Origin of the sequence: Bacillus sp. 0209A, from assembly GCF_036765095.1 — a bacterium.
GTDB lineage: Bacteria > Bacillota > Bacilli > Bacillales > Bacillaceae > Bacillus > Bacillus subtilis_G.
The window spans coordinates 261,004-276,868 of record NZ_JBAIZV010000001.1; the positions used below are offsets into that span (position 1 = coordinate 261,004).

A 15,865-nucleotide genomic window follows, 5' to 3' on the forward strand; every position below is an offset into this window, starting at 1 on the left:
AATAAATAGAAAGGTTGCAGTTTACATAATGTTATTATCGATAACTAAAGAAAGCTGAACTCCCTTCATTAAGAAGAGAGCTCATCATATTTCTCTTTGGATAATAAAACTTCTCTCGGTTTGCTGCCTTCATATGGCCCGACAACGCCTCGTTCCTCCATTGCGTCAATGAGGCGCGCCGCCCTCGTATAACCGATTCTGAATCTTCTTTGCAGCATTGAAACAGATGCCGTCTGCATGCCGACGATTAATTCAACAGCTTCATCATAAAGTTCATCGGTAACCTCGGAATGCGTTTCCGTAGTCTCCTCAGGAATCATTTCTTCCTGATATTGCGCTTTCTGCTGCGTAATCACATGGTCGACGACCTTCTCCACTTCGTCATCCGACAAAAATGCTCCCTGCACGCGGACAGGTTTGTTAGCCCCGACAGGCAAAAACAACATATCGCCGCGGCCGAGCAGCTTCTCAGCGCCACCCATGTCAAGAATCGTCCTTGAATCCGTCTGTGAAGAAACGCTGAAAGCGATTCTTGACGGAATATTCGCTTTGATCACCCCTGTGATAACGTCAACCGACGGCCTCTGTGTCGCAATGATGAGATGGATGCCGGCAGCCCGCGCCATTTGGGACAATCTCGTAATCGAATCTTCCACATCAGATGAAGCGACCATCATGAGATCGGCAAGCTCGTCCACAATGACAACGATATAGGGCAGCTCCGGCTGTTTCGCTTCTTCTTCATTGTTAGAGCGTTTAATATAATCATTGTATCCTTCAATATTTCTTGTACCCGTATGAGAAAATAATTCGTACCGCCTCTCCATTTCATTGACAACCTTTTTCAAAGCCTGTGACGCTTTTTTCGGATCGGTTACAACTGGAGCAAGCAAATGCGGAATGCCGTTGTAGACATTCAGCTCTACCATTTTAGGATCGATCATCATCATTTTCACTTCATGCGGTTTCGCGCGCATCAAGATACTCGTAATAATGCCGTTGACACAAACGCTCTTCCCGCTTCCGGTTGCGCCTGCGACTAAAAGGTGAGGCATCTTGTTTAACTCAGCCAGCACAGCTTCACCTGAAATATTGCGGCCAAGTCCAATTAGCAGCTTCGCATCCGGTCTGTCGTTTAATTTAGACTCCAGCACTTCCTTCAGCGATACCATCGCCACTTCTGCATTCGGAACCTCAATTCCGATTGCTGATTTTCCTGGTATTGGCGCCTCTATCCTGATATCCTTCGCAGCAAGTGCTAGCGCTAAATCATCGCTTAAATTGACAATTTTGCTAACCTTCACTCCGACATCAGGATACACTTCATATTTTGTTACGGCCGGGCCGAGATGAACCTGTGTGACTTTCGCCTTTACGCCAAAGCTTTGGAAGGTGTGTTCGAGCTTTCTCGCATTTTCATAAATATTCTTTTTATCTGCCTGCTGGCCGGTATGCTTCGGATCGGCCAGTAAATCCAGTGACGGCATCTCGTAATCCTTGTTTTCAAGCTCCGTAAAGGTCATAGGGGGAGCAGAAACAGTTTCCTGATCACCTGTCTCAGTCTGGATCTCCTGAAGCGGCTCTGATACAGGTTCAGCTCGCTTTTCTATGGCTGGAGACTCTTCATTTTCATTCCGATCTGAAAAGCTTGAGATAATCGGCTCTGAATGAATGAGGGGCGATGCCGTTTCCGTTTCCAGGTCCCCCTCTTCATCAGAAGGCTCTTGTTCCAATTGTTGTTTTTTGCGGGCCGGTTTTTGTTTTTTGCTCGGCGCTTTCGTTTTTTTCGAAGACTTCATATTTGTTTTGACGGATTTCATATCATCAATAAATGCAAACCATTGTTCTTTTATAAAGCGGCCAATCGGGCTCATCCACTTTTTCAGCGTTTCTTGAAGAGAGCGCCCTGTGACTAATATCATTCCGATCAAAATCATGACAATCGCCATAATCTGAGAACCGGTTGACGCAAATAAAAAGTGTGAAGCCGCAAACAGCAAAGCTCCAATCATCCCTCCGCCTAAATCAGGTGAAGCGGAGCTTCCATTCATGTCCATCAAAAACAATTCCCATGTGTTGCGCACCACGCTTGCAGACTCAATCGACCCATTATGCGTCAAATTTTTAAACAGCTGCACGTGAGAAAGCAGCAATATGCTTGCGATAATACAGTACAGTCCGGCCTTTCGCCTCGTTAATAGGCTCGGCGTTTTCTTCTTCCAAAACAGCGAGACTCCTAACACCAATAGACCTAACAAGCATAAAATAAACCACTCTCCAGCAAAAAAGCGGAACAAATAGATAAAGGTTTGCCCGACTACCCCAAGCTGCAGAATCGCGATAATTGAAATGGCTATACACAGCAATCCGTTAAGTTCGTATTTTATATTGAGCTGTTTCGCCTGTTTTTTTCTTGATTTTCGTTTTTTCTTTGCCACACTCATCACCTTACTGCGTTAAAAAATGTAAGTTCATACATAATGAAGAAAGCAGCCGTTTACAGGCTGCGTTTTTTCTGTAGGATTCCCCTATTATAGCATATTTTGCACTTAAAAAAGGGTTGGAATCTTATACGTTTAATTTCAGCTTTTGTCCCGGAGAAATGTCCGGGTGCAGAAAATGCATTGGATTTGTGCTCATGATTTGAATGACTTCCGCTTCATTGCCTTTCATCTCGACAAGAAGCGGTACACCTTTATACTCAATCTGCTCATGAACGCTTGTCTCTTGGTTCTGTTCTGCAAACACAATTTCCTGCGGCATCACGGTATACAGAATCATTGAATCATCCGTCCTTCTTCTTCCCTTGCTTCCTCAATGAGCTCATTCAGTTTATTGATCGCCTGTCCAACACCGCCTGCGTGATCGATCAGTCCGTATTCAACTGCATCCTTACCCACTACATTTGTTCCGATGTCGCGTGTTAAATTTCCTTTTGAAAACATCAGTTCTTTAAACTTCTCTTCGGTTACATTGGAATGGCTAGTTACAAATTTAACAACTCTTTCTTGCATTTTATCCAGGTATTCAAACGTTTGCGGCACGCCGATTACCAATCCGGTCAGCCGAACCGGATGAATGGTCATTGTTGCTGTTTCAGCGATATAACTGTAATCACAGGATACCGCAATCGGAACGCCGATAGAATGTCCTCCGCCAAGCACAATGGAAACGGTCGGTTTTGATAAAGATGCGAGCATTTCCGCTATTGCGAGACCCGCTTCAACATCTCCTCCGACCGTATTTAATATAATCAGTAGACCTTCAATTTTGGGATTCTGTTCAATTGCGACAATCTGCGGGATAACATGCTCATATTTTGTTGTTTTGTTTTGCGGAGGAAGCTGAACATGGCCTTCTATTTGGCCGATAATGGTCAGACAATGAATATTTGTATCCTGGGGCAGCTGCGGGAGCGCCGTTTCACCAAGCTGCTGTATTTTATTCATAATGCTGTCTTTCGCATCATTTTTTTCAGGACGCTCTTCTTCTGTGTTTTCCATACGATGATCCATCTCGCTTTCACCCTTTCCGAGTTTCTCTTTGTATTATGAACAAAGTTACTCAATTCAATCCCCGGCTTAAAAGGCAAAAAATAAAGACCGGAGCAGCTCCGGCCTTAGTCAGTCATCACACTTCCATAATAATTGGAATGATCATCGGTTTACGTTTCGTTTTTTCATATAGGAATTGGTTCAAAGCATCCCGCATAGCCTGCTTCAGCGTTGACCATTCAACATTTGATGTTTCAGTCGCTTCTGTCACGATGGAACGGACAAGCTCAGTAGCCTCTACGATAAGGCCTTCAGACTCTCTTACATAAACAAAACCGCGAGTGATAATTTCTGGTCCTGATACAAGATGTTTCTTTTGTTTATCAAGTGTAATGACAACGATTAAAATTCCGTCCTGTGAAAGTAAGCGGCGGTCTCGCAGCACGATATTGCCGATATCGCCGACGCCTAAACCATCAATTAAAATATTGCCATACGGAACTTTATCCCCAATTTTTACGTTCTGGCCGCGAAATTCAACGACGTCTCCTTTTTCAATTAAGAAGATGTCACTGCGCTTCATGCCGATTTCTTCAGCGATTTTCGAATGAGCTTTTTGCATTCTGTATTCGCCGTTTACAGGAATTAAATATTTTGGTTTAAGCAGATTGATCATCAGCTTTAACTCTTCCTGTGAACCGTGGCCAGATACATGGACACGCTTTTGGGCAAAGGTGACTTGCGCGCCGGCTCTCGCGAGAATATCTACTGTTTTAGAATAAATGAGTTCCTGTCCAGGGATTGGGGTGGACGCAATGACAACTGTATCCCCTTCTTCAATGTTCAGCTGTTTGTGAGCTTTGTTTGCCATTCTTGTCAGGGCAGCTAACGGTTCACCTTGGCTGCCGGCTGTAATAATGGCCACTTCGCGTTTTGGATACTTCTTGACATCCTGCACAGAAATAAACAGTTCATCATCAGCTTCGATATATCCGAGCTTTCTTGCCAGCTGCAGGACAGATTGTAGATTTTTTCCGGCAACGGCAATCTTTCTTCCATTTTGAGAAGCTGCATGAATGACTTGCTGAATCCGGTTAATATTGGATGCGAAAACAGCAATAATTACCCGGTTCTCTGAATTATACAGCGCGTCCGAAATTTCTCCGCTGACAGCTGCTTCCGAAGGCGTATAACCCGGACGTTCCGCATTTGTACTGTCTGAAAGCAGGGCAAGCACGCCGCTATTGCCGATCTTGGCGATCTCGCCAATGTCGCACATTTGATTAAGTGCAGGTGTTTGGTCAAATTTGAAGTCTCCCGTGCATACTATAGATCCAAGTGATGTTTTAAAACTCACACCTACAGAATCAGGGATGCTGTGAATCGTTCTAAAGAACGATACTTTTGTTGATTCAAATGTAATGACAGATTTGGAGTGAATTTCTCTTAGATCAGTTTTTCGGTTATGTCCGTATTGTTTTAATTTTTCTCTTAATAGTGCAAGCGTCAGCTTTGTTCCGTACACTGGAACGGACAGCTTGTTTAACAAGTAAAAAACGCCGCCGATATTTTCATCATGCCCGTGTGTTAAAAAGATTGCCTTGACGCGGTCAGCCCGTTCAATCAAATATGATATGTCAGGAATCACTACATCAATACCGAGCATTTCGTTTTCTGGATGCATAAGGCCGGCATCAACGACAAATATGTCTGAGTCAATTTCGATGACATAAAGATTCTTCCCAATTTCTCCGACACCGCCAAGGGCGATAATTCTAACGTTTTCTGTATTTTTCTTTTTCAAAATCTATATCCTCCTAGTCTCATACCCGTCCATCATCACTTGTTCCTATTATAACTGAAAGTAAATTTAGAAAACAAGATAAAGCAGAAGGTTTAAGGAAAACCAATATGTATAAGAAACGGTCAAACTCAGCTGAATGTGAGAATGACCGCGTTTGTTTCACTGTATGAAATTTTTTCTTACAGTTCGCCGATCGTGCTGCTTAAGCTCAGCCGCTCATCTTCGCTAAGCGGGATAAGAGGAAGTCGCACCGATCCGACATCAAGGCCTTTCAGCTGAAGCGCTGTTTTGACAGGAGCCGGGTTAGGCGCTTTAAACAGTTCCTTCATAATCGGCAGCAGTTTCTGATGAATCAGTGCCGCATTAGCTGTTTGCCCATTCGTATAATTTTTGATCATTTGCTGCATATCAGAGCCTGCAATATGGCTCGCCACTGACACAACTCCTCTTCCTCCGACTGAGAGAATAGGAAGGGTCAGGGCATCATCCCCTGAATAGACAGAGAAGTCTTCGGGCGTTTCCGCAACAATTTTCGTAATCGCTTCGAGGTCTCCGCTCGCTTCTTTAATCGCAACTACATTCGGGATGTCTGCCGCCAAACGAATCGTCGTTTCAGGAGCGAGAGAAGCTACTGTGCGGCCCGGCACATTATACAGCATGACCGGAAGAGACGTTTCTGCCGCAATTGCTTTAAAATGCTGGTACATTCCTTCTTGAGAAGGTTTATTGTAATACGGCGTAACGAGCATGACCGCGTCTACGCCCGCTTCCTCAGCTTTTTTTGTCAGCTTTATGGAATCTTTCGTGTTGTTGCTGCCAGTACCCGCGATAACCGGCACCCGACCGTTCACTTCTTTTACCGTATATTCAAACAGCGCAATTTTTTCTTCAGTTGAAAGGGTTGGCGACTCTCCAGTTGTTCCCGCCACTACTAAAGAATCCGTTCCGTTTTTCAACAAGTAATCAATCAGTGTAGACAGTTTTTGAAAGTCTACGTTCCCTTTATTGTCAAAGGGTGTAATCATCGCTGTAGACACATTTCCGAAATTCATTTTATTCACCTCATCATGATTCAATCACATTTACTTGGAAAGTTCAAACACTTCATGCAAAGCGTTTACAGCAGGAACCAAATCCGCTTCATGGACAAGCACCCATATCGTCGTATGGCTGTCAGCCGACTGAAGGATCGGAATTTCTTTATCGGAAAGAGCCGAAACAATTTTGGACGTGACGCCGGGAACACCCATAATGCCCGCTCCGACCGCCGATACCTTCGCGCAATTTCTCGTTACCATCGGATCATAGCCCATATCCATTAAAATACGCTGAGCTGTTTCTGTTTTATTACCGGCCACCGTATATACGATTTCACTAGGTGTAATGTTGAAGAAATCAACACTGATTCCCGCATTCGCCATCGCCTTAAACACTTCAGTCTGTACGTTATACTGACCGATTTTCGCAGGCACTTTAAACTGCGTGACATCTTTGACATGGGCAATTCCCGTAATCAGCCTTTCGAAAACATCGCTTCCGACTTTGGAAGAGTGATGCGATGTCACCAATGTGCCTTTATCTTTCGAATAAGTCGAACGGACGCGGATGGGAACCTTTGCCTGCATCGCAATCTCTACAGCCCGCGGATGAATGACCTTCGCCCCTTGATACGCCAGGTTGCAAATTTCAGTATACGTCACGACAGGAAGCGGTTTCGCATTTTCCACCACTCTCGGGTCAGCAGTCATCACACCTTCTACATCGGTGAAAATATCGATGTATTCCGCGTCAATCGCTGCGCCAAGTGCGGCTGCGGACGTATCGCTGCCCCCTCTGCCGATCGTTGTTGTATCACCCTTTTCAGTGGCACCCTGGAACCCTGCGACGACTACAGCGTCATGATTTGCTAGAACACTGAATAAACGCTCCGGTCTCATTTCAAGGATTTTCGCATTGGTATGCTGATCATTCGTTAAAAAGCCAGCCTGAGCCCCTGTCAGGGCAGCTGCTTTCACACCGTTATCAAGCAGCATGCTTGTAAAGACGACAGAAGAAATGGTCTCTCCGCAAGATAAAAGCAAATCCTGCTCTCTCGTGGAAATCGCTGACTGATCACCGTAAAGCAGCCCCAGCAAAGAATCCGTTGCGTACGGGTCTCCTTTCCGGCCCATCGCTGAAACGACAACGACAACCTTATATCCCTCACTGATTGCTTCTTTAATATGCTCTAAAGCCAGTTTACGGCCTTTATCATCTTTTACAGATGTTCCGCCGAACTTTTGAACAATTATCTTCACTGTTTTCACTCCAAATTATTCGGACGTAACAGAAGAGAGCAGGCTGATAGCACCTTACTCTCTTCTATTCGTCTTTAGGAAATTCTCTCTTTTATACGAGGTTTAGTTTTTTCAGGCTTTCTGCAATCTGAACAGAGTTCCATGCCGCGCCTTTTAACAGGTTATCAGAAACAACCCATAAATGAAAACCGTTTGCTCTGTCCAAATCTTTGCGGATACGGCCAACAAACACATCGTTTTTACCGACGGCATCAGCAGGCATCGGATAAAGCTGCTGGTTTGGGTCATCCTGAAGTGTCACGCCCGGAGCTTCTTTTAATAGTTTTTTAATATCCTCAACTGTAGCGTCATCACGGTCAACCTCAATGTAGACGGACTCTGAGTGCCCAGTTTGAATTGGCAGTCTCACACATGTAGCCGCTACTTGAAGGTCCGGCATGTGCATGATTTTTTTCGTTTCATTTATCATTTTCATTTCCTCAAACGTATAGCCGTTATCTTGGAATTTATCAATTTGCGGAATCGCGTTGAAGGCGATTTGATAGTGTTTTTTGTCGCCTTTTACAGGCATGATCGCGGGCTCAATTTCTTCTTGATTTAAAATCGCCTGTGTTTGGCTGTAAAGCTCTTTTACAGCTTCATTTCCCGCTCCTGAAACCGCCTGGTAAGTTGATACGATGACTTTGTTTAAGCCGTATGCTTTGCGGATCGGTTCAAGAGCCGCAACCATTTGGATTGTAGAGCAGTTCGGATTGGCAATAATGCCGTTGTGTTCATGCAAGTCTGCCTCATTCACTTCAGGCACAACAAGCGGTGTATTTTCGTCCATGCGGAACGCACTCGTATTATCTATAGCAATAGCGCCGCGTTTTACAGCTTCTGGTGCCAATGCCTGTGATACGCTTCCGCCGGCGCTGAACAAAGCAATATTTACCCCTTCAAAGCTCTCGGGAGAAGCTTCCTGAACAGTCAGCTCTTGGCCTTTAAACGTGACTTTTGTCCCCGCAGAGCGTTTGGAAGATAGCAATGTAAGTGTGTCCATTTCAAAGTTTCTGTCTTCAAGTGTTTTCAGCATTTGTTGTCCTACAGCCCCTGTCGCTCCGACAACTGCTACGTGTAAACCTCTTCCCATCTGTAAAACTCCTTCCGCCAATCAGCATCATTGAATTGATTTGACTATGATTTTACGTTTTATTTTACCATAGAATATGCGGGTGATGACCGAATTTTTTAGTTTGGGAAAGATTTTCTGTAAATTTAGTCATTTCCCTGATAATTCTCAACCAGAACCGGCTGAAGCTGCTGATGCATAACCGCCTTTTCAATGGTTTGCGGAAGCAGATCCATTTTGGCTACCATTGAATTCGGTTTTTTAAATGGATCGTCTTGCCCGAATGGAATAAAAAAGATATTTTTTGTTGACATGAGCCTCATTAAATTTGTTCCGTTTAAACCGAGAGCATCATTTGTCGAGATACCAAGAACGACTGGCCTATTGTTTCGGATTGTCGCTTTTGCCGCCATCAGCACCGGACTGTCTGTCATAGCATTTGCAAGCTTGCTCATTGAGTTGCCGGTTAAGGGCGCAATGACCATGCAGTCAAGGGGCAGCTTCGGCCCAAGGGGCTCTGCCTTCACAATCGAATCAATGGCCTCATATCCGGTCAGGTCTTCAATTTTTTTAACCCATTCCGCTCCTTCTCCAAATCGGGTATTTGTGGATTTTACGTTAAAAGTGACAACCGGACGGACTTCTGCCCCTCCGTTGACCAGGGCCTCAATTTGCGGGAAAACCGCTTCATATGTGCAGTGCGATCCAGTCAGCCCAAACCCGATTCTTTTTCCTTTTAATGACGACATGCTTACTTCCCCTCCTCAGCTTGTATTTCAGCCAATAGCTTGCTCAAGACGTTTGCGAGGATTTGCCCAGCTGTTTTAGGAGCGACAATTCCTGGTAGACCAGGGGCAAGAAGTGCTTTAATCCCCTGTTTTTCGGCATATTTGAAATCCGTTCCCCCGGGACGTGAGGCCAGATCCAATATTAAGGTTTTTGGTGTCATGCTAGAAAGTACCTTTTGATTTAAAATCATACTCGGTATTGTATTAATACAAATATCTATATCTTTTACATACTCTTTCAGCTCATCGGTATGAAAAGGAACGAGTCCCATTTCAGTAATACGTGCCAGATGCGCTGAACTTCTTGCCCCCACTTTTACATTCGCTCCAAGCGCGGCAAATGTGCGGGCAATCGTCATCCCGGTGCGCCCCAGACCGAGAACGGCCACCTGAGATCCGTGTATCGTATAATCCGTGTGCTGAATAGCCAGCATAATGGTTCCTTCTACTGTCGGAATAGAATTGTATATCGCAATGTCATCCCGTTCAAACAGCTTAACAAGTTTTCTGTTTGCTTGAGCTGCAATGTTTTCTAAATAGGCGTTAGAAATTCCTGAGAAAATGACACAGTGTGCAGGTGTTTTGTCGAGATGCTCCTGTTTTAACACAACCTCTTCATTCGAAAATACAGTCGATACGACACCTTCTCCTGTTGTTGCAGACACTGGGAGAATAACACTGTCTATTTGCTGAAAAGGAATTTCATCAATGTTGCATTTTACTGCTCCGGTAAAACCGTGATCCAATTGGTCAAAACCGACAAGATAGATGTCAGCCTGCTGTTCAGTGAGCTTTCTTATTATTTCGAGCTGTCTTGCGTCACCGCCGATAACTGCAATTTTCAATCCGGTTAACATTTTAAACGTTCACCTTCTTTGTATATACTGGATCTCTAGTTGTTAAGCTCCCCTTCATCTTATGATCAAAAGGAATTACCGGTGAATTAAAAAGCGCTTTTTTCATAGAAAAAAACACCGGCTGCCGAAGCCGATGTTTCATAAGTTTACTTTGGAGCCCGCACTATATTCTTTTGGGCTTTTTTCTTACTCTTGCCGAGGAGACATTTCCTCAGGCACGTCTAATATGATCATATCTGATCCGATTTTTTGAATATGATGCCAGGGGACACGAATGTCTTGACCGTGTTTTCTCAAACCAAACCACTTAACTGTCGGAATGAGGAGTGCCGTAATCTGTCCATCCTGTTCATTGATTTCTAAATCGGTCTGGCCGAGTACTCCCAGCCGTTCAGCTCTTTTGATGTCTACAATTTCCTTTCCTGATAATTCACTGAGCCGCATGTCTGTCACCCCCTTGTACTATGTATGATTAAAGGAATTAAAAAATGCCTGCTCCGTTATGGGGCAGGCTTTTTCTTTTTAATATGGCATATTGCCGGAGGGGCTGATGAGTGCCAGTGCATAATCTTCAGTAAACAGTTGTCTGGCAAGGCCGTTGACTCGCTCTAAGTTTACAGCGTTTAATTCCTTGATGATCTCATCTAAAGTTTTATGTTTGCCGAGCAGCAGTTCATTTTTTCCATTTCGGCTCATTTTGCTGTTTGTGCTTTCTAAGCTCAGCATCAAGCTTCCCTTCATTTGCTCTTTGCTGTTTTCCAACTCTTTAGAGGTAATACCTTCGCGTTTTAATGTAGCAAGGGTTTCTTGAATTGTTTCTGACAGCTGCTGAAGCTGATTTGCACCGGTCCCGCCGTAAATGGTAAGCATACCGCTGTCCTCATAAGAGCTGTGATAGCTGTAAACAGAATAAGCGAGCCCTTTATCTTCACGGACATCCTGGAACAGGCGGCTACTCATGCTGCCTCCGAGCACATTATTCAGGACGATTAAATCATAAATGCGTTCATGACCAACCTCAAGGCCTTTAAAGCCAAGGCATAAATGAGCCTGCTCTGTTTCTTTTTTTCTCGTCAGTTTTTCCGTGTAGAACTCGGGCTTCGCGAGGCCTGTCGCTTTGCCTTTGGCCTCGTATGACCCGAACCATTTCTCTACATCTTTGATAAAACTGTCAGATATATTACCCGCTACCGAAATGACCACTCGGTCCGGTGTATAATAATCATGCATGTATTGTCTGAGAGAGTCGCCGTTGAAGGAAGCAAGCGTTTCTTCCGTACCAAGAATAGGATAGCCTAAAGAATGATTGCCGTAAGTGGCTTTGCTCAGTAAATCATGCACAATGTCGTCCGGCGCATCTTCGTACATTTTAATCTCTTCATATACTACATTTTTTTCTTTTTTCAGCTCGTTTTCATCAAACGTTGAATGAAAAAACATATCTGCTAATACGTCCAGTGCGTAATTTGCATGCTCGTCAAGGACCTTTGCATAGTAGCAGGTATATTCCTTTGAGGTAAACGCATTGACCTGACCGCCAATACGATCAAAAGATTCTGCTATCTCTCGTGCAGATCTTGTGCTCGTCCCTTTAAAGAACATGTGCTCTAAAAAGTGAGAAATCCCGTTTATCTCCGGCTTTTCGTGCCGCGAACCGGTGCCGATCCACACGCCGATCGCAACAGAACGGACTGTCGGGTTATTTTCCAGCACAACTCTTACACCATTTTGACACGTATATCGTTTAATCAAATTTTGTTCCTCCTATTCAAAGACAAGCTGCCTGCATCTGTTACTTCAACAGTCTTGTTTCATCCATTAGTTCGGTGACTGTTCCAAGCGCGTATCCTTTATCTTTTATCTTTGTAATCAGCGCTTCAAGACTTTCAGCCGTAGGGTCAGTCGGATGCATTAAAATCATGGCACCATTATGTATCTTGCTTAACACTCTCGTTTGAAGCACAGACGGAGACGGTTTTTGCCAATCGATCGTATCAACTGTCCACATGACTGTTCCCATCTGTTTCTCAGCTGCAATGTCGACGACCGCTTTTCTAAAACTTCCGCTCGGCGGAGCAAACCACTTCGGCTTAACACCGAGCGTTTTTTCTATTTGCTCATTTGTCTTGTCGAGCTGCTCGGAAATTCTTCCTGTAGTCAGTTTGCTCATATCCGGATGATTGTATGAATGATTTCCGATTTCATGTCCTTCTTCCGCAATCTTTTTAGCAAGCTGTTCATTTTTCCTCACCCAATTGCCTTCTAAAAAGAACGTAGCCTTGACCTGATGCTTTTGCAGAACAGGGAGCATTTTTTCTAAATATTCATTTCCCCATGCCACATTGACTAAAAAAGCCACCATCGGTTTGTCAGGATTTCCTTTATAAATAGGCTCAGGCTGAAGAGACTCAAGATGAATGTTTGGTTTTACTTGCCTGTACACCAAATCGTTTTCCCGAAACTCGCCGTGCTTTTTCATTTTTTTATATGATTTTTCAATATTGACCATCAACCCATTGTAACCGGGAATGCTTTTCCAGACCTTATCTACTCTGGCATCCTGGGGCCTAACTTCATATTCCGGCGCTTTTTGAAGCAATTCTTCATATAGCGGGTCTTTGGACGCCGTGACAGTCACCGTATCTTTTTTCATTGCCCCTATATAATCAAGTGTGTGCGGATTTTTCATCATCTCAAATGAGACAAAAAAAAGAAATAGAAAAACGGCAAACGGCACAAATTTTTTGTACATGTTCTGTCCCCCCTCACCTCACATTATGAAGGATAAGGACAAGGTAGAACCTGCCTGCATTTTAAAAGCTTCAAAATAAAGAAGCCGGGTCTCCCAGGCTCCTTTTATGTTTTCATTTAAGATTGTTGTTCTTCTTTTTCTTTCTCTTCACGGAGCACCGCTTTACGGGACAAATTGACTCGTCCTTGTTTATCAATTTCAGTGACCTTGACAAGAATCTCGTCCCCGATTTTCACAACATCTTCAACTTTTCCTACGCGTTCAAGCGCAAGCTCTGAAATGTGCACCAAACCGTCTTTTCCGCTGAAAATTTCAACGAAAGCTCCGAATTTTTCAATTCGTTTCACTTTACCTAGGTAAAGCTGGCCGACTTCAACCTCTCTGACAAGGTCTTCAATGATTTTTTTCGCTTCTTGGTTGCTGCTTTCAACTGTTGAAGAAATAAAGATGGTGCCGTCCTGTTCAATATCAATTTTAACACCGGTTTCTTCGATGATTTTATTGATTTGTTTTCCGCTTGGCCCGATGACATCGCGGATCTTATCAGGATTAATGGCCATTGTTAAAATCTTAGGTGCATATTGAGAAAGCTCTTTTCTTGATTCGCTTAATGTCGCAAGCATGCTATTGAGAATTTCCATTCTTCCTTTTTTCGCCTGCTGAAGCGCTTCTTCAAGAATCTCTCTGGAAAGTCCTTCGATTTTAATGTCCATTTGCAGCGCCGTGACGCCTTTTTCAGTTCCGGCTACTTTAAAGTCCATATCTCCAAGCGCGTCTTCCATGCCTTGGATGTCAGTCAGAACAGTGTAATGTTCGCCTGATTTGACAAGACCCATCGCAATACCCGCAACTGGGGCTTTAATTGGTACACCGGCATCCATCATTGCAAGTGTGCTTGCGCAAATACTTGCTTGAGACGTAGAACCATTTGATTCAAGCACTTCTGATACAAGACGGACAGTGTAAGGGAAGTCTTTTTCAGACGGAATAACTGGCTCAAGCGCACGCTCACCCAGTGCTCCATGTCCGATTTCACGGCGTCCCGGTCCGCGCATTGGCCCTGTTTCCCCAACGCTGAATTGCGGGAAGTTGTAGTGATGCATAAACCGTTTCGACTCTTCGACACCTAAGCCGTCAAGGATTTGCACATCTCCAAGAGCGCCTAGCGTACATACGCTGAGAGCCTGTGTTTGTCCCCTTGTAAACAGCCCTGATCCATGAGTTCTTGACAAGAGGCCGACCTCAGAAGAAAGCGGGCGGATTTGATCGACACCGCGGCCGTCCGGTCTTACTTTCTCTTCAGTAATCAACCGGCGCACTTCATTTTTCACCAGCTTGGATAAAGTCTGCTTCACTTTCTTGATTGTGTCTTCATCATGCTCTTCATCCTCGAATTTCGCCACAACTGCTTTTTTCACTTCATTAATGGCATCTTCGCGGGCATGCTTTTCATGAACCTGGATGGCTTTCAGCAAATCTTCTTCTGCTAAAGCTTTTACTTTTTCACTAAGCTCTTCATCAATTTCATAGAGCGCAATTTCTGATTTTTCTTTGCCGACTGCTGCTACAATTTCTTCTTGGAATGCAATCAGGCGTTTAATTTCTTCATGGCCGAACATAATGGCTTCAAGCATGGTTTCCTCAGGAACTTCATCCGCTCCCGCTTCTACCATGTTAATGGCATCTTTCGTGCCGGCAACGACAAGATTGATATCGCTTTTCTCAAGCTGATCGACTGTCGGGTTAATGATAAATTCATCATTAATGCGTCCGACAGTAACCCCTGCAATCGGTCCTTCAAACGGAATATCCGATACAGAAAGAGCCAGAGATGAACCGAACATAGCGGCCATTTCAGAAGAGCAGTTTTGGTCAACACTCATGACAATGCTGATGACTTGAACTTCATTACGGAATCCATCAGCAAACAAAGGACGGATCGGACGGTCGATTAAACGGCTGGCAAGAACCGCTTTTTCACTTGGACGCCCTTCTCTTTTAATAAATCCGCCCGGAATTTTCCCTACCGCATATAATCTTTCCTCATAATTTACAGTAAGCGGGAAGAAATCAAGTGGTTTTGGTTCTTTTGAAGCGGTTGCTGTACTAAGCACTGCTGTATCACCGTAACGGATCATAACAGCACCGTTTGCCTGTTTGGCAAGCTGGCCGGTTTCAACGGTAAGCGTTCTTCCGGCCCAATCTATGGTAAAGACATGTTTTTCTTGTCCCATACGATTACGAACTCCTCTCTTCGTTGTGTGAAATAATCAATTACTCCTATTATGAACGAAATGAATTGAACATATCAATGTCAAAGTAGTATGTAAAAGGATTTCAATGATTTGTTATAAGAAATTTTCGCTTTAATACGATAAAAAAGCGGGAATCCTCCCGCTTTTTACGATTATCGACGTAAGCCTAGTTTGTTAATTAACTCACGATAACGAGTTACGTCTTTATTACGTAGATACGTAAGAAGATTACGACGCTTACCTACCATTTTAAGAAGACCGCGACGTGAATGGTGGTCTTTCTTATGAGTACGTAAATGCTCGTTCAAATTGTTAATTGAGTCAGTTAGGATAGCGATCTGAACTTCTGGAGATCCAGTATCAGATTCGTGTGTTTTGAACTCACTGATGAGTTGGTTTTTACGCTCTTGAGTAATTGCCATCCTGTTTCACCTCCAAATCATATTTAGCCCCAGTTACCTAGCAACCGTCGGTGACTTCGGATTGCCAAGCAATGGTTTTAAGACT

General features: G+C 44.0%; 14 protein-coding genes. All 14 read right to left on the reverse strand.

Annotated features, from left to right (window positions below):
- Positions 1-68 precede the first annotated feature (68 nt).
- The 14 genes from spoIIIE to rpsO all read right to left on the reverse strand — a co-directional run bounded on the left by spoIIIE (position 69) and on the right by rpsO (position 15,780).
- Complete coding sequence (spoIIIE, locus tag V6D44_RS00875; RefSeq protein WP_333516227.1) at positions 69-2,438, reverse strand: DNA translocase SpoIIIE; 2,370 nt, start codon at positions 2,436-2,438, stop codon at positions 69-71.
- A 130-nt stretch (positions 2,439-2,568) separates the two neighbouring features.
- Positions 2,569-2,781 carry a TepA modulator TepJ gene (gene tepJ / locus V6D44_RS00880; protein ID WP_087991647.1) on the reverse strand — a complete coding sequence of 71 codons (213 nt, stop codon included), beginning with the start codon at positions 2,779-2,781 and terminating at the stop codon, positions 2,569-2,571.
- The gene (gene tepA / locus V6D44_RS00885) at positions 2,778-3,515 is read right to left on the reverse strand and encodes a translocation-enhancing protein TepA (protein WP_087991646.1); all 738 of its coding nucleotides are present in this window, start codon (positions 3,513-3,515) and stop codon (positions 2,778-2,780) included. The genes tepJ and tepA overlap by 4 nt, the downstream gene beginning before the upstream one ends.
- Before the next feature lie 115 nt (positions 3,516-3,630).
- Positions 3,631-5,298, reverse strand: a complete 1,668-nt coding sequence (gene rnjB, locus V6D44_RS00890) for a ribonuclease J2 (RefSeq protein WP_087991645.1) — start codon at positions 5,296-5,298, stop codon at positions 3,631-3,633.
- Positions 5,299-5,477: 179 nt separating this feature from the next.
- Positions 5,478-6,350, reverse strand: a complete 873-nt coding sequence (gene dapA / locus V6D44_RS00895; protein WP_087991644.1) for a 4-hydroxy-tetrahydrodipicolinate synthase — start codon at positions 6,348-6,350, stop codon at positions 5,478-5,480.
- Positions 6,351-6,380: 30 nt separating this feature from the next.
- Positions 6,381-7,595: an aspartate kinase gene (gene dapG / locus V6D44_RS00900; RefSeq protein WP_333516228.1), complete on the reverse strand. Its 1,215-nt coding sequence runs from the start codon at positions 7,593-7,595 to the stop codon at positions 6,381-6,383.
- 91 nt (positions 7,596-7,686) lie between these two features.
- Positions 7,687-8,727: an aspartate-semialdehyde dehydrogenase gene (gene asd / locus V6D44_RS00905; protein WP_087991642.1), complete on the reverse strand. Its 1,041-nt coding sequence runs from the start codon at positions 8,725-8,727 to the stop codon at positions 7,687-7,689.
- Between the two features lie 125 nt (positions 8,728-8,852).
- Entirely contained in the window at positions 8,853-9,455 is a 603-nt protein-coding gene (gene dpaB / locus V6D44_RS00910; protein WP_087991641.1) for a dipicolinate synthase subunit B, read from the reverse strand.
- Positions 9,456-9,457: 2 nt separating this feature from the next.
- Positions 9,458-10,351, reverse strand: coding sequence for a dipicolinic acid synthetase subunit A (gene dpaA, locus V6D44_RS00915; RefSeq protein WP_087991640.1), 894 nt, complete (start codon positions 10,349-10,351; stop codon positions 9,458-9,460).
- Between the two features lie 186 nt (positions 10,352-10,537).
- The gene (locus tag V6D44_RS00920) at positions 10,538-10,795 is read right to left on the reverse strand and encodes a YlmC/YmxH family sporulation protein (RefSeq protein ID WP_003238478.1); all 258 of its coding nucleotides are present in this window, start codon (positions 10,793-10,795) and stop codon (positions 10,538-10,540) included.
- Positions 10,796-10,873: 78 nt separating this feature from the next.
- Positions 10,874-12,103 (reverse strand): M16 family metallopeptidase, encoded by a 1,230-nt coding sequence (locus V6D44_RS00925; RefSeq protein WP_087991639.1) that lies wholly within the window; start codon positions 12,101-12,103, stop codon positions 10,874-10,876.
- 40 nt (positions 12,104-12,143) lie between these two features.
- On the reverse strand, positions 12,144-13,103 hold the full coding sequence (locus V6D44_RS00930; protein WP_202327672.1) for a polysaccharide deacetylase family protein: 960 nt from the start codon (positions 13,101-13,103) through the stop codon (positions 12,144-12,146).
- Between the two features lie 116 nt (positions 13,104-13,219).
- Positions 13,220-15,337 carry a polyribonucleotide nucleotidyltransferase gene (gene pnp / locus V6D44_RS00935; RefSeq protein WP_087991637.1) on the reverse strand — a complete coding sequence of 706 codons (2,118 nt, stop codon included), beginning with the start codon at positions 15,335-15,337 and terminating at the stop codon, positions 13,220-13,222.
- A 173-nt stretch (positions 15,338-15,510) separates the two neighbouring features.
- Complete coding sequence (rpsO, locus tag V6D44_RS00940; RefSeq protein WP_003154182.1) at positions 15,511-15,780, reverse strand: 30S ribosomal protein S15; 270 nt, start codon at positions 15,778-15,780, stop codon at positions 15,511-15,513.
- Positions 15,781-15,865 lie beyond the last annotated feature (85 nt).

Bases quoted from the DNA above. Each gene is read 5' to 3' on its own strand.
- asd (WP_087991642.1), bottom strand. From the start codon at position 8,727: ATGGGAAGAGGTTTACACGTAGCAGTTGTCGGAGCGACAGGGGCTGTA.
- tepJ (WP_087991647.1), bottom strand. From the start codon at position 2,781: ATGATTCTGTATACCGTGATGCCGCAGGAAATTGTGTTTGCAGAACAG.
- dpaB (WP_087991641.1), bottom strand. From the start codon at position 9,455: ATGTCGTCATTAAAAGGAAAAAGAATCGGGTTTGGGCTGACTGGATCG.
- V6D44_RS00930 (WP_202327672.1), bottom strand. From the start codon at position 13,103: ATGTACAAAAAATTTGTGCCGTTTGCCGTTTTTCTATTTCTTTTTTTT.
- V6D44_RS00920 (WP_003238478.1), bottom strand. From the start codon at position 10,795: ATGCGGCTCAGTGAATTATCAGGAAAGGAAATTGTAGACATCAAAAGA.
- tepA (WP_087991646.1), bottom strand. From the start codon at position 3,515: ATGGATCATCGTATGGAAAACACAGAAGAAGAGCGTCCTGAAAAAAAT.
- dpaA (WP_087991640.1), bottom strand. From the start codon at position 10,351: ATGTTAACCGGATTGAAAATTGCAGTTATCGGCGGTGACGCAAGACAG.
- rpsO (WP_003154182.1), bottom strand. From the start codon at position 15,780: ATGGCAATTACTCAAGAGCGTAAAAACCAACTCATCAGTGAGTTCAAA.
- dapA (WP_087991644.1), bottom strand. From the start codon at position 6,350: ATGAATTTCGGAAATGTGTCTACAGCGATGATTACACCCTTTGACAAT.
- pnp (WP_087991637.1), bottom strand. From the start codon at position 15,337: ATGGGACAAGAAAAACATGTCTTTACCATAGATTGGGCCGGAAGAACG.